This window comes from Panacagrimonas sp., assembly GCF_965216805.1.
Lineage (GTDB): Bacteria > Pseudomonadota > Gammaproteobacteria > Nevskiales > Nevskiaceae > Panacagrimonas.
Window position 1 is genome coordinate 1,412,871 of sequence record NZ_CBDCGN010000002.1, and the last position, 24,622, is coordinate 1,437,492.

Here is a 24,622-nt window from a genome sequence, read left to right on the forward strand (position 1 = left end):
CGTGTGAGCGGCGTACTGCATTGACCTTTGCAAAGGGAGAGTGGTGATGAGGCATTTCGGAATTCTTTGGGCGGTCCTGGCCGCCTTGTTCATCGCGGGCTGCGGGGGGGACAGCATCAAGAGTCCAACCTTCACGCAGATACTTCAGGCCGTCACCGTTCAGCCCAGCACTGCATCGACGCCGATCGGGCGCACGGTCCAGTTCACTGCCGTCGGCGAGTACACCTTGCCACCAGGCTCCGCCACCCCGACCGAGCAGCGCCCGATCGAAGACGGCGTTCAATGGGCGGTCGGCAATACCTCGATCGCCACCATCGATCAGAATGGCGTGGCGACCGGCGTCAGTCCCGGTTCCACCCAGGTCACCGCCACCATCGACGGCGTCAGTTCGACCCCGGCAACCTTGAACGTCGGCGACGCGGTCGTCGAATCCATTGCCATTACCCCCGCCAATCCCACCGTGTCGCTTGGCAACACCGTGGTGCTGAGTGCGATCGGCACGTTCTCCGACGGAGAAACCGGTCCGGTTTCGGTAAATTGGAGTTCCAGCAACACCGGCGTCGCCACGCTGGCGCCCGCCACCGGACCGTCGACCACGGCCACGGGCGTAAGCCAGGGCGGAAGCACCATAACCGCTTCCACCGTCAACGCGGACGGCGACCCGGTGTCGGCCACCACCACGCTCACCGTGGGGCCGTTCGAACCGATCCTCTTGTCGCTGCAGGTCACGCCTGATCCGGCAACGCAGCCGGTTGGACGTCCGCAGCAGTTTGTCGCCACCGGCACGTTCTCGACTGCACCGGGCGGTGGCGGAACCACCACCATGCCGGCGACCGTGACCTGGTCGACGGCCAACTCCGACGTCGCCATCATCGACGCGCAGAACGGCGTTGCCACTGGCCAGATGATCGGGTCCACGCTGGTGACCGCTACCGCTGCCAACGGCGTCAGCGACAGCGCGACGTTCAATGTCACGGCGCCGGTGCTGGATCGAATCGAGATCACCCCGCCGAATCCGACGGTCCCGGTAGGTGCCAACGTCACCCTGTTTGCCGACGGTGTGCTGACCAATGGCGCCAGCAGCCCGATCTCGGTGACCTGGAACTCGGACAACACCACCAACGCGACCGTGGTTGCCGGCCCTGCGACCACCACGCTGGCATCCGGCCTGAGCGTCGGTACCGCCGTGATCAGCGCCACCAACGGCGACATCACCGGTCAGACCACGCTCACCGTGACCGACGCCGAGATCGTGGCGCTGGACCGCGTCGAGCCGAATCCGGCCGGCGTGGCTGTGGGTCGCTCGCGGGTGTTTACCGCCATCGCCAGTCTCTCCGACGGCAACGAGGCAGTGTTCCCCAATGACGAGATCATGTGGAGCAGCAGCGACCCCGATATCGCCACCATCGACGCCGATGGGCGCGCCACCGGTCTGGTCGAAGGTCGCGTCAACATCACCGCCACCCGCACGGAAACCGGCGAGACCGCCAGCGCGCTGCTGGTGGTGAACGACGGTGTCTGCACCATTCCGCTGCGTGCGGCGGACGGCGCTGTGATCACTCCGCAGCTCACGCCGTTGTGCGTGCTGTGCAGCCTGGAGGACGGTGAGAACATCATCGACCTCAACGATGACAACTTCGGCACGCTCAATGTGCCGGTAGGTCTGCTCGGCAACAGTGCCGGCGCGCGCGTCCGCTCGCTGACCACGTTCGAGGGCGGCAACAACGCTGGCTTCATCATCGGCAAGCCCGCCGGCACCCTACTGCTGGCAGAAGTGACTTCGCAGGTACAGGTGCGCACCTTGCTGGACGGTGTGGTGCAGGAAGACAGCAGCGACGGTGTCGCCCTGCGCGTCGAACTGCTGGGCCTGGAGCTGCTGGGCGGCGGCGAGACCGAGACTGCGCTGGTCGGCATCCGCACCTCGGTGCCTTATGACGCCATCGAGCTCAGCTTCAACTCGGGTGTGGCTTCGGTGCTGTCGGAAGTGCAGGTGTTCCAGGCTTGCGGCACGGCAGAATTCTCGCCGCCCGCTTCACCGCTGGTCGGCATCGACCGCATCGAACCGTCGACCTCCATCGTGGCGGTTGACGCCACGCGCGGCTTGGAAGCGATCGGTGTGTTCGAGAACGGCGATGAAGCGCCCATTCCCGACGCCGACCTGATCTGGGAAAGCGAAGACCCGACCAACGCCACGGTCAGCCCCCTGGGTCTGGTCACGGGTATTTCGCCGACCACCACGCCGGCCGTGATTCGGGCAACGCTGGATCCGGTCGTGTACCCCGATATCGACGTCAACAACACGGCCGTGGGCAGCGTGACCGTGGTCGGCAACGTCTGCGAAACGCCGTTCCGTTCGGCTGACGGTGCCACCATCGAAGGCGATACGGGCGGGCTGTGCCTGCTGTGCAGCACCAGCAACCTCGAAAACGTGATCGACGATCTGCCGAACACGGCGGGCACCATGGCGACGACCCTGAACCTGCTGGGTTCGGTCAGCGTCACGGTGACCAAGCCGCCGCTGGCGCCGAACATCATGCCGGTGTCCGGGGACAACCCGGGCTTCGTCATCGGTCGCCCGGTCGGACGCGTGCTGCTGGCCGAGCTGCTGGCGGAGTTCGAAGTCGAGACGCTTTTGGACGGTGAAGTACAGCAGAGCAGCGACACGGAGATCCCCCTGCGTGCGGACTTGCTGGGTCTGTCTCTGACCGGTGACGCCGAGCTGGCGGTACTGACGGTCAATGCGACGCAGCCGTACGATTCGCTGCGGTTGACCTTCCAGGGTCTGCTGTCGGCCGGCTTGCAGAACGATCTCAGCACTGCCGAGGTGTTCCGCGCCTGTTCGACGACATCGCTGCCAAACTAGGTTGGCGTCTCGGGCCTGGGTTTTATCGTCAGGTCATCAGCGGTTTTTCAGGGGCTCCTTCGGGAGCCCCTTTTTATTGCTCGACTCGTCGACGGTCACGGCGCTGCCGCGTGCGGCTAAAATGTGGCGAATGCACGGGGCGGATCTTTCGGTGAGTTCGTCGGCTGGGGAGGCAGTGATGGTGGCCGGCGTGGATGAAGTCGGTCGCGGCTGCCTGGCTGGGCCGGTCTATGCAGCGGCGGTGATCTTTAGGCCGGGAAACGACGTCCAGGGTCTGCGCGATTCCAAGCAGCTCAGCGCGGTCCGACGCGAGCAGATTGCGCCACGGATTCGCGATGTGGCACGGGCCTGGGCCGTCGGACGAGCCGAAGTCGAAGAGATCGACTGCATCAATATCCTGCAGGCCACGTTCCTGGCGATGCGCAGAGCGGTACAGGCCCTGGAGCCGCGACCGTCGCTATGCCGGGTGGATGGCAGTGCCGATCCGGGCCTGCCGGTGCCCGCGCAGATGGTCGTCGGTGGCGACGCGTTTGAGCCCGCGATCATGGCGGCGTCGATACTCGCCAAGGTGGCGCGAGACCAGGAGATGGTCCGCCTGGATGCGCTCTATCCCGGTTACGGCCTGGCGCAGCACAAGGGTTATGGCACGCCCATGCATCTGGCCGCCTTGCACAAGCTGGGGCCATGCGCCCTGCACCGCATGAGCTTTTCGCCCTGTCGCGCCGCCTCGCTTGCGGTCTCCCGTCTCACGGCGTCCTAGGCCCGATGTTCGTTCACCTGCGTCTGCATACCGAGTATTCGATCACCGACGGGCTGGTGCGGGTGGAGCCCCCCAAGCGCAAGGGCGTGGAGGGCGCCACGCTGGCGACGCATGCGGCACGACTGGGCATGCCAGCGATCGCGCTGACGGACCGCATGAACCTGTTCGCGATGGTCAAGTTCTACAAGTCGTCCGAGGCCGCCGGCATCAAGCCGGTGGTCGGTTGCGACCTGCGGCTGACCGAAGGCCAGAAAGGCGAGCCGCCCGAGCGCCTGACCCTGCTGGTGCAGAACGAGGCCGGCTACCGCAATCTTACGCGCCTGATCTCGCAGGGCTACACCGACGGACAGGGCAGTGGGCAGCCGTTGATCGAGCGCGCATGGCTGCAGGAATGCGCACAAGGGTTGATCGCATTGACCGGCCGCGACGGCGCGGTGTTTCGCGCCGCAGCGCAATCCAACGTCGAGGCGACGCTCGAAGCACTGCGCGACCTGCAGCAGATCTTTCCGGACCGGCTGTATCTGGAGGTCTCCCGCTGCGACCGGCCAGGCGACGAAGACTGGGTGCAGGCCGCCTCGGCGCTGGCGCGTCGCTGCGACGTGCCGCTGGTGGCCACCAACGACGTGCGCTTTCTGCGGCGCGAGGATTTCGCCGCCCACGAAGCACGCGTGTGTATTGCGCAAGGCCGGGTACTGGCCGACGACAAGCGGCCGCGCGAGTACACCGAAGAGCAGTATCTGAAATCTCCGCAGGAGATGATCGAGCGTTTCCACGATCTGCCGGAGGCGATCGCCAATACCCTGGAGATTGCGCGGCGGTGCACGCTCAGTCTGAAGTTCGGTACCTATCACCTGCCGGTATTCCCCGTTCCCGACGGCTACACCGCCGATACCTACCTGCGCGCTGTCGCGCACGAGGGCCTGACGCGACGGCTGACGGAAACTTCCCCGACGCAGCCGGGGCCTCCCTCGGAATCGATCTACCGCGAGCGGCTGGATTACGAGCTGGCGATCATCGAAAAGATGCAGTTCCCCGGATACTTTCTGGTGGTGTCCGACTTCATCCGCTGGGCCAAGTCCAATGGCTGTCCGGTGGGACCGGGGCGCGGCTCCGGGGCGGGGTCGCTGGTGGCATATTCCATCGGCATCACCGATCTCGATCCGTTGCCGTACAACCTGCTGTTCGAGCGGTTTCTCAATCCGGACCGCGTCTCCATGCCGGACTTCGATGTCGACTTCTGCATGGACAATCGCGATCGCGTGATCGAGTACGTCTCGCAGAAATACGGGCGTGACCGGGTCGGCCAGATCATCACCTACTCCACCATGGCGGCGCGCGGCGTCGTGCGCGATGTTTGCCGCATCATGGGTCACGGCTACGGTTTCGGTGACCGCCTGGCCAAGCTGATCCCGGGCACGCCGGGTGCCACCCTGGCCGACGCGGTCGAGGAAGTGCCGGAGCTCAAACAGGCGCACGCCGAAGAGGAGGACACCCGCGCGGTGCTGGATCTGGCGCTGGAGCTCGAAGGCCTGACCCGCGGCGTCGGCGTGCACGCCGGTGGCGTGGTGATCGCCCCGCAGCCGCTCACCGAGTATGCCCCGCTGTTCTGCGAACCCGGGGGCGCGGGCCTGCGCAGCCAGTTCGACATGAAGGACATCGAGAACATCGGGCTGGTGAAGTTCGACTTCCTCGGTCTGAAAACGCTGACCATCATCCAGACCGCGCTCGACACCATCCGCGGCAGCCAGGGCCGGCACCTGGACGTACTCAAGCTGCCGCTGGACGACGCCGAAACCTACGCGCTCTACGCCAGCGGCGACACCGCTGCGGTGTTCCAGATGGAATCGCCGGGCATGCAGCGCGCATCGCGCGATCTCAAGCCCGATACCTTCGAGGACATCATCGCGCTGGTGTCGCTGTACCGGCCCGGTCCGATGGAGCTGATTCCGGAATACTGCGCACGCAAGCGCGGCGATTCGGAGGTGGTGTATCTGCATCCGGACATGGAAGCGGTGCTGCAACCGACCTATGGCATTTTCGTCTACCAGGAACAGGTGATGCAGATGTCGCAGCGCCTGGCCGGCTACTCGCTGGGTGGTGCCGACCTGCTGCGCCGCGCGATGGGCAAGAAGAAAGCCGACGAGATGGCGCAGCAGCGCGCCATCTTCACCCAAGGCGCCCAGGCCAAGGGCATTCACGAACATACCGCCACCGCGGTGTTCGATCTGATGGAGAAATTCGCCAACTACGGTTTCAACAAATCGCACGCCGCCGCCTACGCGCTGGTGAGTTACCAGACTGCATGGCTGAAGACGCACTACCCGGCGGAGTTCATGGCCGCGGTCATGAGTTGCGACATGGACCATACCGACACCGTGGTGGCCATGCTGGCCGAGTGCCGGCGCATGAAGTTGCCGGTGCACCCGCCCGACATCAACCGCGGCGACTACCGCTTCACCGTGACCCGCCACGGCAGCGGGCCGGGCGAGATCGTTTACGGCCTGGGTGCGATCAAGGGCGTGGGCGAGGGCGTGTTGGCGGGCGTCGTCGCAGAGCGCCGCTCCAACGGGCCGTTCCGCGACCTGTTCGATTTCTGCACCCGGATCGATCTTCGGCGCGCCAACAAGCGGGTGCTCGAAGCCCTGATCCACTCCGGCGCGCTGGATGCTTTCGGGCTCAACCGCGCCTCGCTGCTGGCCAATCTGCCCAAGGCGCTGGCGGTGGCCGAGGCCGCCATGCATCGCGCCGATACCGGACAGGATGACCTGTTCGGCATGGGCGCTGGACCGAGCGCAGGTCCGGTACAGATCGAAGCCGATGTGGTGCCGGAACTGCCGCAGCGCGAGCGCCTGGAGTTCGAGCGCCAGACCCTGGGCTATTACCTGTCCGGGCACCCGATCGAGGCCTATCACCCGATCATCGACGCGGTCTGCAGCGGCCGCCTGCGTGAGCTGATTGCCGCGCACGCGCAGGCGCCGCCGATCGCCGCCGGAGATGGCAGGCCCGCTTGGCAGCCGCGTGCCAAGGTTCTGTTCGCGGCCTGGGTGACCGACCTGCGCTACTTCAAGGGTCGCGCTGACGGCGACGGCCGCGCCGCGCGCGCCAGCTACAAGGTGACCCTGGACGACATGGGCACTCAGATTTCGTGCTGGATCGACATCGAGCCCTATCAGCGTTTCCAGGCCTTGCTCAAGCCGGACCAGTTGGTATTCGTGATGGCTGAAATCGGTCTGTCGCCCGGGCGCGACGGCCGCGAGTCGGAGCCGCGTTTGTACGCGCCCGAGTTTCTGGGGCTGGACGGCATCTACCAACAGTACTTGGCGCGCGTGAAACTGGACTGGCGTCAGCCGGCGGACAAAGTCGCGATCCTGCGCAAGCTGCTGGAGCCGCTGCGCCAGCCCGACGGGGCCAGCCTGTGTGTGTACCTGCACTGCGATGCCGGGCGTGCGGTGCTGGATCTTCCTGCGGACTGGTCGATCCGGCCGGATGAGCGCGGCGTGATCGCGCTGCGCCAGCTTGTCGGCGCGGACTGCGTAGAATTGGAGTTCAGGCGCTACACCGCGCCCCTGACCGAGCGGCGCGGCACGCGCAGCTTCGTGCCGAGTTACGACGACGAATAAGGCTTGCCCGAGCATGAATCTCAACTACCTCGATTTCGAACAACCGATCGCCGACCTGCAGCAGAAGATCGAGGAGCTGCGCTACGCCACCGCCGGCAGCGAGGTGAATCTCACCGAGGAGATTTCACGGCTGGAGGCCAAGAGCCAGGAGCTGACCCGGCAGATTTTCAGCAATCTCAACGCCTGGCAGATCGCCCAGCTCGCGCGGCATCCGCAGCGGCCGTACGCAATGGATTACATCAAGACCCTGTTCACCGAGTTCGAGGAACTGCACGGTGATCGTCACTTCAAGGACGATCCCTCCATCATCGGCGGCCTGGGACGGCTGGACGGCCGCGCGGTGATGATCATCGGCCAGCAGAAGGGTCGCGATGCCAAGGAGCGCGTGCTGCGCAATTTCGGCATGCCGATGCCGGAGGGTTATCGCAAAGCCTTGCGACTGATGAAGATGGCGGAGCGCTTCAACCTGCCGATCGTCACCTTCATTGATACGCCCGGTGCCTACCCCGGCATCAGCGCCGAAGAGCGCAATCAGTCGGAGGCCATCGCGCGCAATCTGTTCGAACTGGCGCGGCTGCGCACGCCGGTGCTGGCCGCAGTGATCGGCGAGGGCGGCTCTGGCGGCGCGCTGGCCATCGGCGTGGCCGATCACCTGATGATCTCGCAATACGGAATCTATTCGGTGATTTCGCCCGAGGGCTGCGCATCGATCCTGTTCAAGTCCGCCTCGCGCGCCAAGGAGGCGGCGGAGGCGATGAAAATCACCTCCAAGGATCTGATTGAACACAAGCTGGTTGACGAGATCATCCCCGAACCCCTGGGCGGCGCCCATCGCGACGTGGCCGGCATGATGGCGGCCGTCAAGCAGCGCCTGGTGGCGAATCTGGAGCGCCTGCGGCGCGTGCCGATCTCGCAGTTGTTGAGCACTCGCTACGATCGCCTGATGAGCTACGGGGCGTTCGAAGTCCGGCACTGAGCCGGGCATCTCCCGCGCGGTCGGGCGGCAAGGACATCGCGTCGTGGCCGCCGAATCCTTGAACCTGCTAGGGCCGGCGGCGGCGCACACCTCGGCGCTGGCGGTCGCTTACAGCGGTGGCCTGGATTCCACCGTGCTCCTGCACCTGCTGCGCGGCCGGACGCCGCCCGGACGTCTGCGCGCCCTGCATGTCCATCACGGCCTGCAGGCGGCGGCGGAGGATTGGGCGGCGCATTGCCTGGCGTGCGGAAAGACCCAGGGCGTACCGGTGCAGATTCTGCGGGTGAAGGTTGAAAACACCGGACAGGGGCCGGAAGCGGCGGCGCGCACTGCGCGCTACGTCGCCCTGGCCGCGCAGCTGCGGCCGGGCGAGGTACTGGTGACGGCTCAACACGCAGACGATCAGGCCGAAACCCTGTTGCTCAACCTGTGCCGCGGCAGTGGGGTGCGCGGTCTGGCGGCGATGCCGGTGTGGAGCGAGTTTGCGCCAGGGTTTCTGTGGCGGCCCTTGCTGCAGACCCCGCGTGCTGCGCTGCGCGCATACGCGGCGGCACACGGCCTGAGCTGGATCGAGGATCCGCATAACGCCGATCCCGCTTACGCCCGCAGCCGCCTGCGCAAGACCGGCCTGCCGGTACTGCGCGAGCAGTGGCCGGGCCTGATCAAAACGCTGGGGCGCACCGCCGAGCGCATGGCGGAGGCATCGGAGCTGCTGCAGGAACTCGGCCTGGCCGACTTGGCCGGCCTGCGCGCCGACGTCGATCACGCGCTGTCGGTTGCCGCCCTGCGACGGATGACTGCCGCACGCCGCCGCAACGCCTTGCGCTGCTGGATCGACCAGCAGGGCTTGCCCGCGCCGTTTCAGCACAGCCTGGAGCGGGTGGACGCCGAGATGCTGAGCGCGCGCGCCGATGCCGATCCGGTCGTCGCCTGGCCCGGCGCCGACTTGCGTCGCTATCGTGATCGCCTCTACGCCATGCCCACGCTGGAGCCACCGATGTCGGCGTCGCTGGCCTGGGACGGGCGTACCGAGGTGCTTTTGCCTGGCGCCAGCGGGCGGGTCGTTGCGGGCCCAGGCGGCAGCCCTGCGGGCGTGTTGCGCATGCCGCGGCCGGGTGAGCGATTCCGGCCGCTCGGCGCAAGCCACCGACGCAGCCTCAAAAATTTGTTCCAGGAACGCGGTGTCCCGACCTGGGTGCGAGAGCGAACGCCGGTGCTGGAATGCGCTGGCAGCGCGGTGTGGATCGGCGGCATCGGGCCGAGCGCAGATTTCCGCGGTGCTGAGCCGCGCTGGCTGTGTCGATTGCCGGGCGCCGCGCGGTAGTTTCACCCGGGCCCCAATTACAGAAGTGTAGTACCAGGTCGCACCCAGGTTGCGAAATGACAGACCTCCAGCACCTGCCCAACCCGGTGGTTGGTTTGTGCGCGGTGTGCCGGTATCTTCCGCAATCTTGTGGTATCCCAAACAGAATCAGATAAGAGGAGCGACTCATGCTGGGCCAGATGATGGATATGCCGTTGACTATTTCGTCCCTGATCGTCCACGCGGACCGCTATCACGGGGATACCGAGATTGTGTCGCGTGCGGTGGAAGGCCCCACAGCGGACAACGGCGGCAGCATCAAGGACGGCCTGCACCGCTATACCTATCGCGAAGCGCACACGCGCTCGCGAAAGCTGGCCAATGTGCTCAAGGACCAGGGCATCGCGTTCGGCGATCGCGTTGCCACCCTGGCCTGGAACGGTTACCGCCATTTCGAGCTGTATTACGCGATCTCCGGCATGGGCGCGGTGATGCACACCATCAACCCGCGCCTCCATCCGGAACAGGTGGCGTGGATCGTCAATCACGCCGAGGATCAGGTGCTGTTCTTCGACATCACCTTTGCGCCGGTGGTGGAAAAGATTGCCGAGCACTGCCCCGGCGTGAAGGCCTGGGTGGCGATGACCGATCGCAAGCATATGCCGGCGATCAAGGTCGACCATCTGCTGTGCTACGAGGACCTGATCGAGCCTGCATCCGACGTCTACGCGTGGCCGGAGTTCGACGAGCGTTCCGCCGCTTGCCTGTGCTACACCTCGGGCACCACCGGCAATCCCAAGGGCGTGCTGTATTCGCACCGCTCGACCCTGCTGCACGCCATGGCCAGTATCCAGCCGGACGTGTTCAATCTGTCGAACCGCGAGGTGGTGCTGCCGGTGGTGCCGATGTTCCACGTCAACGCCTGGGGCATCGCCTACACCGGGCCGATGGTAGGCGCCAAGCTGGTCTTCCCGGGTGCGGGATTGGACGGCGCCAGCGTGGTGGACCTGTTCGAGCGCGAAAAAGTCACCCTGAGCGCCGGCGTGCCGACGGTGTGGCTGGGCGTTTTGCAATACCTGCAGGCCAGCAAGAAGAAGCTGTCCACGGTCAGGCGCATGGTCTGCGGTGGTTCGGCCGTGCCGCCAGCGTTGACCAAGGCGTACATGGAAGAGCAGGGCATCAAGATCCATCAGGCCTGGGGCATGACCGAAATGTCGCCGCTGGGCACCTTCAACACGCTCAAGGCCAAGCACGATCCGCTGTCGGACGAAGAGAAATTCAGGATCGAGACCAACCAGGGCCGGGCCATCTACGGCGTCGATCTGAAGATCGTCGACGGCGATGGCGAGGAGCTGCCACGCGACGGCAAGACTTCCGGCGATCTGCTGGTGCGCGGGCCGTGGATCATTCAAAGCTACTACCGGCTCGATCACAGTCCGTTGGTGGACGGTTGGTTCCCCACCGGCGATGTCGGCACTCTGGACCCCGACGGCTATCTGACGATCACCGATCGCTCCAAGGACGTCATCAAGTCCGGCGGCGAGTGGATCAGTTCCATCGACCTGGAAAACCTGGCGATGGCGCATCCCGCGGTGGCGATGGCGGCGGTGATCGGCGTGGCGCATCCGAAGTGGGACGAGCGGCCGCTGCTGATCGCCGTCAAGAAGCCCGGTCAGGAGGTGTCGGCGGCGGAATTGCTGAAGTTCTTCGACGGCAAGATCGCCAAATTCTGGATGCCCGACGATGTGCAGTTCATTGACGCGCTGCCCTTGGGTGCCACCGGCAAGGTACAGAAGAACAAGCTGCGCGAGCACTTCAAGGATTACAAGCTGCCGACTGCCTGAGGATCGATCCCGTGGCCGTGGCGCGTCGACGCGCCACGGCTTTTTTGTGTCCGCGCTGGCGCGTGCACGCGAGTCGATGGAGCGAACGATGAGTCCGCTGGAACAGTTTCTGCCCTATCTGCTGCAACACCCCTTGCACCGGGCAATGGGCCTGCGCGAGATCGAAACCGCGGATGGAACCGCCTGGTTCGAAGTGGACATCGGGCCCGACACGGTGAACACCGCCGACATGTTCCACGGCGGCGTGGTGTACGCCCTGGCCGATCTGGCCGCGCTGTCGGCGGCGTTGACGCGATTGCCGGAAGGACATTTTGCGGTTACCCACGACCTCCACGTGTCGATGATGCGCGCCGGCATGCGCGGTCAGCGGGCGAGGTTCGAGGGACGCGTGTTGCGGATGGGACGCTCCCTGGCTTTCATTCAGGTGGAGGTCAGTTGTGCCGGCGAGGTGCTGGCGCGGGCCTCGGTGACCAAGTCGATCCTGAAATCTGCCCGCTGAATCACCGCGCGATCAGGCGGTAGCCTCAGCGCAGGCGATGAAAAACGCCGGCGGCCTTCCAGAACGCTTCTCCGGAGCTGACGGATTCTGCAGCGAGCTTGGATTTTGTTGCCGCGACCGCGGGCGCCTCGGCGGCATTCGACGGCGCGGCTTCCGGCGTCGGTGTCGAAGCCGGTTCGCTCGCACGGTGGCGCGGAGGCTTGCGTGGAAGATTTTGGCGGGAGTCGCTCATGGTCGGGTACTGACTGGCGATGGCTCGCGGCGGGCTGCTGAGTCGCAGGCTCAAGGTAGGCGCCCTCGTCGCGCAAGGCAAGCCGCCGGCCGCCGCTTGCTTTAGGCTTCCACCCCAGCCGAGGCGCCCGAGAGCGGATCGGCTCCCACCCCATCCAACCGCCGCCAACCGGGTGTCGGCGCCCGGGCGTACCGATTGCGGAGCCAAGTTACGCGTGTCCTCCATCATTTCGATTCGAGACCTCACCAAGACTTACGCCTCGGGCTTCCAGGCACTCAAGGGGGTGAACCTGGAAATCCGCCGCGGCGAAATCTTTGCGCTGCTGGGACCCAACGGTGCCGGCAAGACCACGCTGATCGGCGTCGTTTGCGGCATCGTCAACCCGAGCAGTGGCACGGTCACCGCCGACGGCCACGACATCGCGCGCGACTACCGCGCCGCCAGGGCCAAGATCGGCTTGGTGCCGCAGGAATTGAGCGTGGAGGCCTTCGAGACCGTGTGGGATACCGCGAATTTCAGTCGCGGCCTGTTCGGCAAGCCGTCCAACCCTGCGCTGGTGGAGAAGGTGCTGCGCGATCTGTCGCTTTGGGACAAGCGCAAGTCGCCGATCAAGTCCCTGTCCGGCGGTATGAAGCGGCGCGTCATGATCGCCAAGGCGCTGGTACATGAGCCACAGATCCTGTTTCTGGACGAGCCCACCGCCGGTGTCGACGTGGAACTGCGCCGCGACATGTGGAACGTCGTACGGCAACTGCGCGCAGGCGGGGTGACCATCATCCTGACCACGCACTACATCGAGGAGGCCGAGGAGATGGCGGATCGGATCGGCGTGATCAATCACGGCGAGCTGATCCTGGTGGAGGACAAGGCGACCCTGATGCACAAGCTCGGCAAGAAGCAGCTCACCCTGCAGCTCAAGCAGCCGCTCGCCGAGATTCCCGCCAACCTGGCTGGGGAGGCGCTGGAACTTGGCGCCGACGGCCAGTCGCTGGTCTACACCTTCGACGCGCAGGCCGAGGAAACCGGCATCGCGCAGTTGCTCAGACATCTGCACGAGCAGGGCATCGATTTTCGCGAGCTGCGCTCCAGCGAAAGCTCGCTGGAAGACATTTTCGTCAATCTGGTCCGGGCCCGCGCATGAACCTCTACGCCATTCGCGCCATCTACCGTTACGAAATGGCACGTACCTTTCGCACCCTGCTGCAAAGCTTGGCCTCGCCGGTGATCTCGACCTCGCTGTACTTCGTCGTCTTCGGTGCTGCCATCGGCTCGCGCATGGGCGACATCGACGGCGTCAGTTACGGCGCTTTCATCATCCCCGGTCTGATCATGCTGTCGCTGCTCAATGAGAGCATTTCCAATGCCTCGTTCGGCATCTACATGCCCAAGTGGACCGGAACCATCTACGAGCTGCTGTCGGCGCCGGTGAACTACTTCGAGATTCTGATCGGCTACGTCGGCGCCGCGGCGACCAAGTCGATCATCCTGGGCCTTCTGATCCTGATCACCGCCAGACTGTTCGTGGACTACGACGTCGCGCATCCGCTGTGGATGGCGTTCTTCCTGGTGCTGACCGCGGTCAGCTTCAGCCTGTTCGGTTTCATCATCGGCATCTGGGCGGATAATTTCGAGAAGCTGCAGATCATTCCGCTGATGATCGTCACCCCACTGACGTTTCTTGGCGGCAGTTTCTATTCCATCAACATGCTGCCACCGATGTGGCAGACCCTGAGCCTGTTCAACCCGGTGGTGTACCTGGTCAACGGATTTCGCTGGAGCTTCTTCGGCGTGGCCGACGTCAACGTCGCCGTCTGTATCGGCGTCATGCTCGCGTTCCTGGCGCTGTGCATTGCGGTGGTGGGCTGGATGTTCCGCACCGGTTATCGCCTGAAAACCTGATATCGGCGATCCAGGTGCTCGTCATCTTCCACTGAGGGCCCGAGTCGCTCATGGCACTACCGATCCGCCGGAAACGAACTGCACCGCACTCCGGGACCCGGTTGTTCCGGCGCACACCGCGTTCGCCCGCACGTATTCTGGGCACGCGGGTGCTGCTGATTCTGGGCGTGCTGGTTTTGCTCACCGCGGTGCTGTGGTGGGATCGCGCCGGGCTCAAGGATCACCTGGATGGCCATATCAGTTTTTCGGACGTGGTGTATTTCACCGCGGTGACCGTGACCACGGTCGGCTACGGCGACGTAGTGCCGGTGACTGATCGCGCACGCCTGATCGATGCTGTTCTGGTCACGCCGGTGCGGCTGTTCGTGTGGCTGGTGTTTCTGGGCACCGCGTACGAGCTGTTGTTGCAGAAATGGATCGAGGGCTGGCGGATGAAGCGCATGCAAAGCGGGTTGAAGGATCACGTCATCATCTGCGGCTACGGTCACAGCGGACAGAGCGCCGCCAAGGAGATCGTCGCCTGCGACGGCGACGCAGTGGTGATCGACCTCGACCCGCGCGCGGTGCAGCGCGCCGCCGACGCCGGTCACATCGCGCTGCAAGGCGACGCGACGCGCGAGGCGGATCTGGCCGAGGCGCGCGTCGACAAGGCCAGCGCCGTGTTGATCTGCGTGGGCCGCGACGACACCGCGGTGCTTGCCACCCTGACCGCGCGCCATCTGCATCCGGGCGTGCGCGTCATCAGCAGCGTGCGCGAGTTCGAAAATCTCAAGCTGGTGCGCCAGGCCGGCGCCGACACCACCGTGCTGCCTTCGCAGGTCGGCGGCTATCTGATGGCCGATGCGGTGCGGACGCGTTACCTCAATGCCTATGTGTCCGACATGCTCACTTCGTCCGGGCGCATCTCGCTGCAGGAGCGTGTCGCTGGCCCGACCGACGTCGGGCGGCGCATGCGCGATCTGGATTCCGAGCTGGTGGTGCGCGTGTATCGCCAGGGCGAGCCGATCGGGTTCTGGGAAGGCGACAAGACCGTGATCCAGATCGGTGACGTGCTGCTGACCATCGTGCCGAACCCGGACCTGGCCGACTGAGAGCTTGTGAAGATTTCGTCGCGAGCGAAGGCAGGTCGGGTTTCGCCGGAGCGCAGCAACCGGAATGTACTGACGTACATGAGGACTGCGAGCACCGCCGAAACCCGAGATGCCGAGCGCAGCAGAAAGATTCACACGCTCCGAGCCGCCGGTCGCGGTGTTCAGTCCGGCAGGCACGCAAAGCTGCGATCCAGCAGCTTCGCGAGCGGGGTTTTGCCCGCCTCTTCCAGCCAGGCGTCCATCGCCGTGCGAAACGCGGCCACACCGATACGGGCGGTGAGCCGCGCGCGCAGAAGGCCTGCGGCGGTTTTCGGTAGTCGGGTGGTCAGCGCCTGTGCCAGCGCGTCCTCCCACTCGGCGTGTTTCTGCAGGGAGTGCCCGCGCAAGCTCGGCGTGCGATGGATCAGATAGGCGAACCGGTAGGTCTGCTCACGCCGCGGATCGACCTCGGCAACCATCCGCAGAAACGCTTGATGCATCGACTGCAAGGGCGGTTCTGCGCGTGGTCGCGCCAACAGTGCGGCCACCAGCGTCTCCTGCAGCTCGCGGGTCCAGCCGAGGACGAGGTCGCCCTTGGTTTCGAAATAGCGAAAAAACGAGCGCCGCGAGATGTCTGCGGCCGCGGCGATTTCGTCGACCGTCACCTCATCGAAGCCGCGTTCCACGAACAGGCGCATGCCTACCGCAATCAGGGCCTCGCGGGTACGCACCTGCTTGCGCTGGCGCAGGCCGGCCGGAGCGGCGGCGCGGAGAATCTGCTCGGTCATGGTCTGATGCAGGTTGTGGTGCCGGTGGTGTTGCGAAGAGGGCGGACGCGCCGACCGCCCTCTTCGCCATCGCGTCGCGCCCTCAGGCCTGGGCGTAGCCCATGATCGCCTTGACCTCCAGGAACTCCTGGAAGCCGTGGTCGCCCCACTCACGACCGTTGCCGGACTGCTTGTAGCCGCCGAAGGGGGCGGCCAGATCCAGGGGCGCGCCATTGACGCAGACCATGCCGGTGCGGATGCGTCGTGCCACCTTGCGCGCGTTGTCCAGATTGCCCGACTGCACCGCGCCGCCGAGGCCATAGATGCTGTCGTTGGCGATGCGGATGGCCTCCTCCTCGTCCTGGTAGGGTATGACCGCAAGCACCGGGCCGAACACTTCCTCGCGCGCGATGGTCATATCGGGGCGCACGTCGGCAAAGATGGTGGGGCGCACGTAATAGCCGCGCTCCAGGCCTTCGGGCAGGCCGGGGCCGCCGGCAACGACGCGCGCGCCTTCTGCGATGGCGGTGTGGATCAGGCCCTGGATCTTGTCCCACTGCACCTTGCTCACCACCGGGCCGAGCACCGTGCCCTTGCCATTGGGATCGGCGGTGGGAAATGCCTCCACGGCCTTTTTCAGTTCTTCCAGCATCTGCTCCTGCTGATCGGCGCGCACCAGCAGGCGCGACGGCGCGTTGCAGCTTTGCCCGCTGTTGAGGAAACAGGCGCCGAGTGCCTCGGGCGCGGCCTTGGCGAAGTCCGCGTCGGACAGCACCACGTTGGCCGACTTGCCGCCGAGTTCCTGCGACACCCGCTTGACCGTGTCGGCAGCGTTGCGCGCCACCAGGATGCCGGCGCGGGTGGAGCCGGTGAACGACATCATGTCGATATCCGGATGCGTCGACAGCGCGGTGCCGACGCCGGGGCCGTCGCCGTTGACCAGGTTGAACACGCCCTTGGGCACGCCGGCTTCGTGCAGGATCTCTGCCACGATCAGCGCGTTCAGCGGCGCCACTTCGCTGGGCTTGAGCACCATCGTGCAACCCACCGCCAGCGCCGGGGCGACCTTGCACATGATCTGGTTCAACGGCCAGTTCCAGGGGGTGATGAAGCCGCACACGCCGATCGGTTCGCGCGCGAGCAGGGTGGTGCCGCGCAGTTCCTCGAATTCGTAGGTCTTGAGCACTTCAATGGCCTGCTTGAGATGGGCCAGACCCATCACCGCCTGTGCGTGCTTGGCCAGCCCGGCGGGTGCGCCCATCTCGCGGGTGACGGTGGTTGCCAGATCCGGGGCGCGGCGCTCGTACACCGCGGCGATCTTTTCCAGCAGCGCCAGGCGCTCTTCACGCGTGGTCTGCGAGTACGCCGGAAACGCCGCCTTGGCGGCCGCCACGGCGCGATCCACGTCGGCTTGACCGCCCAGGCTGATCTGGCCGGCGACTTCCTCGGTGGCGGGGTTGATGACGTCGAGCAGACGCGATTCGACCGGGTCCACCCAGGCGCCGTCGATGTAGAACTGGGTTGGCTTGGACATGAGCACTCCTTGGTTGATGGCGAGTCCGCGCGATGTGGCGGACCGGGATCGACAGTGTAATGGCACTGAATGCCAAATGCGTGGCAGTGCCATGAAGGATGCTGTCCCTGACGGGCAAGCCGCGGCTGTCCGTCAGGGAAACCCGCCGCGAAATCGCTCAGCGATTCAGCGCGCCCATGAACATCGCCGGGTAGCGCTCGCCGACAATCTGCGCCGATTCGATCAGGTCTCGGATGGCCTGAAGATCCGCCGGGCTCAGCGCAACCTGGGTGGCGCCGGCGTTCTCCTCCAGCCGCGACAGACTGCGGGTGCCCGGAATCGGTACCAGGTCGGGCGCTTGATGCAGCAGCCAGGCCAGCGCGAGCTGTGCCGGGGTGCAGCGCTTGTCCCGGGCCAGCGCGATCACGGCGTCGACCAGTTTCAGGTTCTGTTCCAGATTGCCGGCCTCGAAGCGCGGATTGCTGTGCCGCCAGTCGGCGGCGTCGAGGTCTTCCGGCTTGCGGATGGCGCCGGTCAGAAAGCCGCGGCCCAGCGGGCTGTAGGGCACGAAGCTGATGCCCAGCTCATGGCATACCGGCAGGGCGTCGGTCTCGACCTCTCTCGTCCACAGCGAGTACTCGCTCTGCAGCGCGGCGATGGGATGAATCCTGGCCGCGCGGCGCACGCTGGCGCCGGAGGCTTCGGACAGGCCCAGGTAGCGCACCTTGCCCGCTTCCACCAGGCGTGACATCGCGCCCACGGTTTCCTCGATGGGCACCTGATCGTCGATGCGGTGCTGGTAATAGAGGTCGATATGGTCGACGCCCAGGCGCTTGAGACTGGCGTCGCAGGCCGAGCGCACGTACTCGGGCCGGCCGCTGATGCCCAGGAATTCGCCGGCTTCGTTGCGCACGTTGCCGAATTTGGTGGCCAGCACCACGTCCTTGCGGCGGGTCTTGAGCAGTTTGGCCAGTAGGCGCTCGTTGGCGCCGTTGATGCCGTACATGTCGGCAGTGTCAAAAAAATTGATGCCGATGCCGAGCGCGCGATCGAGCACCGCCAGATTCTGGGTGTCGTCTGCCGGCCCGTAGAAATCCGACATGCCCATGCAGCCCAGGCCGATGGCGGAAACCTCTAGCTCGGATGCGCCGAGGCGGCGACGCGGAAGGGGATGTGTCATGAACGACTCCGGAGGGTGGGAACAGACGATCAGACTAGACCTCGGAGCGTGTCGGCGTTAGCAGGTTACTGGCGCACCCTTGCCCGATCCTGCTGCACTCGGTGCAAGCGCAGGGGCGCGCCCGGACGACGGCGCATACTGTGCCGGCCGTATCTGATCCCGGAGCACGTCATGGCGGAATCAACTTCTACTTCTCCTGCACGGGTCATCGCGCAGCGCATCGGGCTGGAAGCGCCGCAGGCCGAACTGGCCGACCGCGTGATGCGCGCGGCGCGTGCCGAAGGCCTGACGGCCAGCGGCATTCCTGGTCTGGACCTGATCCGCTTCGATCAGCCTTCGCGGCCGTTGCCGACGGTGTACGAGCCCAGCCTGTGCGTGGTGGTGCAGGGCCGCAAGCAGACCCAGCTCGCGGGCGAGATCTACACCTATGACGCGCTGCATTACCTCGTGGTGTCGATGAGCCTGCCGGTGGTCGGCCAGGTGATCGAGGCGACGCCGGAGCGCCCCTACCTGTGCCTGCGCTTCGTGATGCAGCCGGCGGTGGTCCACGAGTTGCAGCAGCAGATCGGCGCAAGCAGCGCCACCCCGGCGCCGGCCCGGCGCGCGCTCTACCTGGCGCGCAGCAGCGCGCCGCTGCTGGACGCGGTGCTGCGCGTGGTGCGGCTGATGGACACGCCGCAGGAAGCCGCGGTCCTGGCGCCGCTGGCGTTGCGCGAGATCCACTATCGCGCGCTCACCGGCGAACTCGGCCAGCACCTGCTGGATCTGTGCAGCATCGACGGCACCGCCCAGCGCATCGCCCGCGCCATCGACCTGATCAAACGCCGCTACACCGAATCCCTGCGGGTCGAAGAGCTCGCCGAAGTCGCGCACATGAGCAGCTCGGCCCTGCACCATCGTTTCAAGGCCGTCACCGCGATGTCGCCGCTGCAGTTCCAGAAACAACTACGGCTGCAGGAAGCCCGGCGCCTGATGCTGTTGGAAGGTCTGGAAGCCGCCGCCGCAGGGCATCGGGTGGGTTACGAGAGCCCCTCCCAGTTCAGCCGCGAATATCGGCGGCTGTTCGGTGCGCCGCCGCGCCAGGAGATCGAGACCGCGCGTTCCGGCCTGCGGGCGGTGGGCGGCTGAATCAAGGCGGTGTGGGTGGCAAACTTGCGGCATTGCCATCTTCGGAGAGCCCGATGAACCCAGAACCTATTCCCGCCGGTCTGGCGCCCGCGCCGCCGCCGGTCATGCGGCGCTTTGCTGCCAGCAGCAAGACCCTCGGCGAAGGCATGGAAATCCGCCGTGCGCTGCCGACCCAGGCGCGACGCATGGTCGGGCCCTGGTGCTTCCTCGATCACTTTGGCCCGGTCGATATTTCCGGTGGGCAGGGCATGCGTGTGGGCCCGCATCCCCACATCGGACTGCAGACCGTGACCTGGCTGTACGAGGGCGAAATCCTGCATCGCGACAGCCTGGGCAGCCTGCAGTTGATCCGCCCCGGCCAGCTCAACCTGATGACCAGCGGCCGCGGCATCTCGCATTCGGAAGAATCACCGCAGGAGCGCTCGCCGCGCATGCACGGTCTGCAGTTCTGGATCGCGCTGCCCGACGGCGCCACCGAAATTCCACCCGCGTTCGAACACTATCCCGAACTGCCCAGGGTCGAACACGGCGGCCTGCACTGCACCGTCCTGGTGGGCGAAGCGCTGGGGCAGCGCTCGCCAGCGCGCATGTACTCGCCGGTGATGGGGCTGGACGTGCGGTCGCCGCAGGCGACGACTGCGCCGCTGCCGCTGGATTCGCAGTTCGAGCACGCGGTGCTGCTCACCGGCGGCGAGGTCAGCGTCGACGGCGAGGCGCTGCACACTGGCGAGTTGCTGTATCTGGGCGGCCAGCGCAGCAGCCTTGCAGTGCGCGCTTCGGCCGACGCCCGCTTCGCGGTCATCGGCGGCCGCGCCTTCGCCGACCCGGTGCTCATGTGGTGGAACTTTGTCGGTCGCGACAAGGCGGCGTTGAGCGCCGCCTGCCGTGAATGGAACGCGGAGGCACCCGGGTTCGGTGAAGTGCGCGGCTACGACGGCGCACGCCTGAGCGCTCCGTTGCCGCCCTGGTAGGCATTCAGACGGTGGCGGGTAAGGCGTCGGAGGCCTGCGACTCCCGCCGCCGCTGATGCCGCCCCAGCCAGTAGCCCGTCGTCGCCCATCCCAGCGCGATGCCGCTGCCGACGAACATTGCCAGCGCGGGATGCTCTCCGAGCAGATCGAGGCCGCGCTTGACCCAGCCGCTGACCGCGTCGCTGCCGCGGTAGACCACGGTGTCGATGAAGTTCTTGGCCTTGTATTTCTGTTCGGCGGTGACCACGGTGTAGAGCATCTCGCGGCCCGGCCGCACCAGCGCGTATTCGCCGGCGCGGCGCACCACCATCACCACCACGAACACCGCAAACACCGGCGCAAATGCCAGCCATAGAAATCCGAATGCCACCACCAGCGGCACCGCCACCAGCAGCACGCCCACGCCGAACTTCTGCGCGATGCGGCCGGTGATGAAGACCTGGGTGAGGATGGCCAAGGTTTGCACCACGGTGTCGATCAGCCCGAACACCTGGGTCTGGCGGGTGCGGTCGGTGAAAGTCTCCGCCACCAGCCGGGCCTGCTCGAAGTACAGGAATGTGCTGACGCTGGCCAGCAGCACCACGAACAGCGCGATGCCGAGCAGATAGGGCGTGTGCAGCACTGCGCTGGCACCGGCGAACGGGTTGCCGCCCAGTGGCAGCACCGCGGGCGGTTGCGCCGGACCGACGTGATCGGGCAGCGGATGACGGGCGCGCCAACTCTGCAACCACAGCGCCGCGGCGATACTGGCGACCAGCAGTGCGGCCGACAGCAGCACCAGCCCGGCATGTCCCAGCGGCGCCACCAGCAGGGCGCCGAGTAGCGGACCGGTCAACCCACCCAGGCTGGCGCCGCCGGCGATCAGGGCGAACAGGCGCTTGGCCTGCGTGCTGGGGAACACGTCGGCCAGCACGCTCCAGGCCAGCGAGATGCAGATCAGGTTGTAGACCGACAGCCAGATGTAGAACGTCCGCGCGGCCCACAGCGAATCGGGCCGCTGCGCAAAACTGGCGGCGAACAGCAGCAGGTGCACCGCGAAAAAGCCGTAGGTCCATGGCAGGATGCGCCGCCGCGAAACCTGCGACGCCAGCCATCCGAACAGGGGCAGGGCGGCCAGGGTGGCAAAGAAGGTGCCGGTGAACAGCCATTGCAGGTTGTCGATGCCGCCAGCGATGCCCATGGTTTCGCGTACCGGCCGCAGCATGAAGTAGCCGGTGAACAGCAGGAAGAACATCAGCAGTCCGGCCACCACCGCCGGAGTCTCCTGCGCGGAGACGTTGAAGACGCGCGCCAGCCAGGGCGGGCGGTCGCCCGCTGCGGCGCTCATCGCCGGCTGAATCCAACGCCCGCCATGCGGCGGGCCCGCCGCGGCCTCACGCGAACTTCGCCATCAGTTCTTTCTGTTGCGCGGTGTCGAGCAGCGCGCCGCGACCGGCCTTGAGCTGATCGGCCTGGCGATGCGGCTTGCCGGTGGCGGGTATCACTGCGGTCACCGCCGGATGGCTGATCGCGAACTTGAGAAACATCTGCGCCCATGAGCTGACGCCGACCGCTTCCGCCCAGCCCGGCAAGGGCTGGTCCTTGACCCTGGCGAACAGGCGGCCGTCATCGAAAGCACGATTGATCAGCACCGCCACGCCACGATCCTGCGCCAGCGGCAGCACCGTCCTGGCCGCCGCTGGCGAATTCACCGAGTAATGGATCTGGATGAAGTCCAGCTTTTCGCTGCGCAGGATCTGCTCCAGATCGTCCAGGCCACTGTCCAGGTAGTGGGTGACGCCCACGTACCGGGTCTTGCCCTGTGCCTTGAGTTCGCGCGCGTAGGGCAATTGCCGGCGCCAGTCGCGCAGGTTGTGGATCTGCAGCAGCTCGACCTTGTCGGTGCGCAAGCGGCGCAGGGATTCGGCCCATTGCGCCGTTGCCGCGTCCGCGCTGTCAGCGGCGATCTTGGTTGCCAGGAAACAGCGCTCGCGCCAGCCGCCTTCGTCCAGCAACTGGCCGAGCACGGCATCGGCATTGCTGTAGTTGGGCGAGGTGTCGAACACGGTGGCACCGCCTTCGAAGAAGATCTTCATCACCTCTTTGAGCGCCTCGAATTCCGGCGAATCGACCGCGGTTTCGAAGCTGCCGGAGGTGCCCGCGCCGAGGACCGGCACCTGCTCGCCGCTGGCCGGAATGGTTCGCATGATCAGCCCGGTATCGGCGGCCCAGCTCGCCTGGCGCGCGGCCAGCAGGCCCAGGCCGGCAGCGCCAGCGGTGGCGAGAAAGCGTCGGCGGTTGATCATGATCGTCTCCGGTGGCGGTCGGAAAAGGACCCGCGCTTGCAGCCAAGGTTCGGCGATGGCTGCGCGCTCAGGGCGTGTAGCCGTAGGTCGCCCCCAGCCCCAAGGGCAGTCCCAGACCCCAGTAGGCGAGCAGGAACGCGCTCCAGGCCGCCAGGAAGATCAGCGAGTAGGGCAGCATCATCGCCACCACCGTGCCGATGCCGCTGGATTTGACGTAGCGTTGGCAGAACACCACCACCAGCGGGAAGTAGGGCATCAGCGGGGTGATGATGTTGGTACTGGAATCGCCGATGCGGTAGGCCGCCTGGGTCAAGTCCGGCGAGATGCCGAGCTGCATCAGCATCGGCACGAAGATCGGCGCCAGCAGCGCCCACTTGGCCGAGGCCGAACCGACGAACAGGTTCACGAAACCGGTCAGCAGCACAATGCCGATTACCGTCGCTCCCGCCGGCACCGCCAGCGCCTGCAGGCCGGCGGCGCCCTCGATGGCGATCAGCGCGCCGAGGTTGGAGGCGCCGAAGGCGTAGATGAATTGCGCCGCGAAGAACGCCATCACGATGTAGTAGCCCATGCCCTGCATCGCGTGGGTCATGCCGGCGATGACGTCGTGCGAATTCCTAAGCGTGCCGGCGGCAAAGCCGTAGACCACGCCGGGCAACAGGAACAGCAGGAAGATGAAGGCCACGATCGACTGCATCAGCGGCGCATCGCCGGCCGACAGCAGGCCGGCCGGCGATCGCCACGGCGAGGTTTCCGGCGCCGCGGTCAGCGCCAGCAGCAGCGCGCCCAGGATCATCGCGATCACCGCCGCGCGCAGGCCGCGCTTTTCGGCGGCGGTGAGCGGATCGAAACTCGGCGCCTGCGCCAGATCGCCGTCTACCGCCAAGGCTTGCAGGCGTGGCTCCACGATACGGTCGGTGATCCACCAGCCCAGGCCGATGACCAGCAAGGCTGATGCCGAGGTGAAGAAGAAATTGTTGAGCGGATTGAGGACCACGGCCGGGTCGATGATGTGCGCTGCCGCCTGGCTCAGGCCCTGCAGCAGCGGGTCCAGGCTGGCCGGCACGAAGGTGGCGGAGAAGCCACCCGAGACACCGGCAAACGCCGCGGCGATGCCCGCCAGCGGATGCCGCCCGGCGGCGTGGAAGATCACTGCGCCCAGCGGCACCACCAGCACATAGCCGGCATCCACCGCGGTGTGACTGAGAATGCCGATGGCCACCAGCATCGGGGTCAGCAGTCGCCGTGCGGTCACTGCCAGCAGCGCGCGCAGCCCGGCGCGGATGAAGCCGGCATGTTCGGCCACGCCGATGCCCAGCATCGCCACCAGCACCACGCCCAGCGGGTGAAAGCCGACGAAGGTCTTGACCAGATTGGCGTAGAACGTGGTCTGTGCGGCCCCGGCCAGCAGGTTGTTCACCTGCAGCGGCGCCTGGCTGCGCGGGTCGATGGCACTCCATTGCACGCCGGACAGCAGCCAGGACAACACCCACACCGCGATCAGCAGGATCAGGAACAGCACCGCCGGATCGGGCAGGCGATTGCCAATGCGCTCCACGGCGTCGAGAAAGCGCATGAAGCTGCTGCGCGGTACGACCGGATCGGGCCTGATGGTCGGTGTGGTCATGGTCGGCAGACTGGTCGAAGAGAGCGGGGCACCCGCGGTTCTACGCAAAGATGCCCGATCCGGACGAATTTCTCTGCAGCGCTCG

The 24,622-nt window shown here is 66.0% G+C and carries 18 protein-coding genes; 12 read left to right on the plus strand and 6 right to left on the minus strand.

Annotation, left to right across the window (positions count from 1 at the left end; genetic code table 11):
- Positions 1-46 precede the first annotated feature (46 nt).
- From ACOOHP_RS06805 to ACOOHP_RS06850, 10 genes are all read left to right on the plus strand, one after another.
- Positions 47-2,863 (plus strand): Ig-like domain-containing protein, encoded by a 2,817-nt coding sequence (locus tag ACOOHP_RS06805; protein ID WP_420465702.1) that lies wholly within the window; start codon positions 47-49, stop codon positions 2,861-2,863.
- Positions 2,864-2,984: 121 nt separating this feature from the next.
- The gene (locus tag ACOOHP_RS06810; RefSeq protein ID WP_420465703.1) at positions 2,985-3,623 is read left to right on the plus strand and encodes a ribonuclease HII; all 639 of its coding nucleotides are present in this window, start codon (positions 2,985-2,987) and stop codon (positions 3,621-3,623) included.
- Between the two features lie 5 nt (positions 3,624-3,628).
- Positions 3,629-7,243: a DNA polymerase III subunit alpha gene (gene dnaE / locus ACOOHP_RS06815; protein ID WP_420465704.1), complete on the plus strand. Its 3,615-nt coding sequence runs from the start codon at positions 3,629-3,631 to the stop codon at positions 7,241-7,243.
- A gap of 13 nt (positions 7,244-7,256) precedes the next feature.
- Positions 7,257-8,219 (plus strand): acetyl-CoA carboxylase carboxyltransferase subunit alpha, encoded by a 963-nt coding sequence (locus ACOOHP_RS06820; protein WP_420465705.1) that lies wholly within the window; start codon positions 7,257-7,259, stop codon positions 8,217-8,219.
- Between the two features lie 43 nt (positions 8,220-8,262).
- On the plus strand, positions 8,263-9,543 hold the full coding sequence (gene tilS, locus ACOOHP_RS06825; RefSeq protein WP_420465706.1) for a tRNA lysidine(34) synthetase TilS: 1,281 nt from the start codon (positions 8,263-8,265) through the stop codon (positions 9,541-9,543).
- Positions 9,544-9,710: 167 nt separating this feature from the next.
- Positions 9,711-11,366 (plus strand): 3-(methylthio)propionyl-CoA ligase, encoded by a 1,656-nt coding sequence (locus ACOOHP_RS06830; protein WP_420465707.1) that lies wholly within the window; start codon positions 9,711-9,713, stop codon positions 11,364-11,366.
- Positions 11,367-11,454: 88 nt separating this feature from the next.
- Entirely contained in the window at positions 11,455-11,865 is a 411-nt protein-coding gene (locus ACOOHP_RS06835; protein ID WP_420465708.1) for a PaaI family thioesterase, read from the plus strand.
- 446 nt (positions 11,866-12,311) lie between these two features.
- Positions 12,312-13,238 carry an ABC transporter ATP-binding protein gene (locus tag ACOOHP_RS06840; protein WP_420465709.1) on the plus strand — a complete coding sequence of 309 codons (927 nt, stop codon included), beginning with the start codon at positions 12,312-12,314 and terminating at the stop codon, positions 13,236-13,238.
- Positions 13,235-13,996 (plus strand): ABC transporter permease, encoded by a 762-nt coding sequence (locus ACOOHP_RS06845; protein ID WP_420465710.1) that lies wholly within the window; start codon positions 13,235-13,237, stop codon positions 13,994-13,996. The genes ACOOHP_RS06840 and ACOOHP_RS06845 overlap by 4 nt, the downstream gene beginning before the upstream one ends.
- Positions 13,997-14,046: 50 nt before the next feature.
- The gene (locus tag ACOOHP_RS06850) at positions 14,047-15,087 is read left to right on the plus strand and encodes a potassium channel family protein (protein ID WP_420465711.1); all 1,041 of its coding nucleotides are present in this window, start codon (positions 14,047-14,049) and stop codon (positions 15,085-15,087) included.
- 161 nt (positions 15,088-15,248) lie between these two features.
- Here ACOOHP_RS06850 and ACOOHP_RS06855 read toward each other — a convergent pair whose 3' ends face one another.
- The 3 genes from ACOOHP_RS06855 to ACOOHP_RS06865 form a co-directional block, all read right to left on the minus strand.
- Positions 15,249-15,854, minus strand: a complete 606-nt coding sequence (locus ACOOHP_RS06855; protein ID WP_420465712.1) for a TetR family transcriptional regulator — start codon at positions 15,852-15,854, stop codon at positions 15,249-15,251.
- An 82-nt stretch (positions 15,855-15,936) separates the two neighbouring features.
- Positions 15,937-17,367 carry an aldehyde dehydrogenase family protein gene (locus ACOOHP_RS06860; protein ID WP_420465713.1) on the minus strand — a complete coding sequence of 477 codons (1,431 nt, stop codon included), beginning with the start codon at positions 17,365-17,367 and terminating at the stop codon, positions 15,937-15,939.
- A gap of 157 nt (positions 17,368-17,524) precedes the next feature.
- Positions 17,525-18,526, minus strand: coding sequence for an aldo/keto reductase (locus tag ACOOHP_RS06865; RefSeq protein ID WP_420465714.1), 1,002 nt, complete (start codon positions 18,524-18,526; stop codon positions 17,525-17,527).
- 171 nt (positions 18,527-18,697) lie between these two features.
- Here ACOOHP_RS06865 and ACOOHP_RS06870 point away from each other — a divergent pair, with 171 nt between their 5' ends.
- Positions 18,698-19,654 carry an AraC family transcriptional regulator gene (locus tag ACOOHP_RS06870; protein WP_420465715.1) on the plus strand — a complete coding sequence of 319 codons (957 nt, stop codon included), beginning with the start codon at positions 18,698-18,700 and terminating at the stop codon, positions 19,652-19,654.
- A gap of 53 nt (positions 19,655-19,707) precedes the next feature.
- A complete protein-coding gene (locus tag ACOOHP_RS06875) occupies positions 19,708-20,625 on the plus strand; it encodes a pirin family protein (protein WP_420465716.1) in 918 nt (305 codons plus the stop codon).
- Between the two features lie 4 nt (positions 20,626-20,629).
- On the opposite strand, the gene ACOOHP_RS06880 is transcribed toward ACOOHP_RS06875, so the two are convergent.
- The 3 genes from ACOOHP_RS06880 to ACOOHP_RS06890 form a co-directional block, all read right to left on the minus strand.
- Entirely contained in the window at positions 20,630-21,952 is a 1,323-nt protein-coding gene (locus tag ACOOHP_RS06880; RefSeq protein ID WP_420465717.1) for an NTP/NDP exchange transporter, read from the minus strand.
- Between the two features lie 46 nt (positions 21,953-21,998).
- Entirely contained in the window at positions 21,999-22,910 is a 912-nt protein-coding gene (locus ACOOHP_RS06885; RefSeq protein ID WP_420465718.1) for an aldo/keto reductase, read from the minus strand.
- A 67-nt stretch (positions 22,911-22,977) separates the two neighbouring features.
- A complete protein-coding gene (locus ACOOHP_RS06890) occupies positions 22,978-24,537 on the minus strand; it encodes an AbgT family transporter (protein WP_420465719.1) in 1,560 nt (519 codons plus the stop codon).
- Between the last annotated feature and the right edge of the window lie 85 nt (positions 24,538-24,622).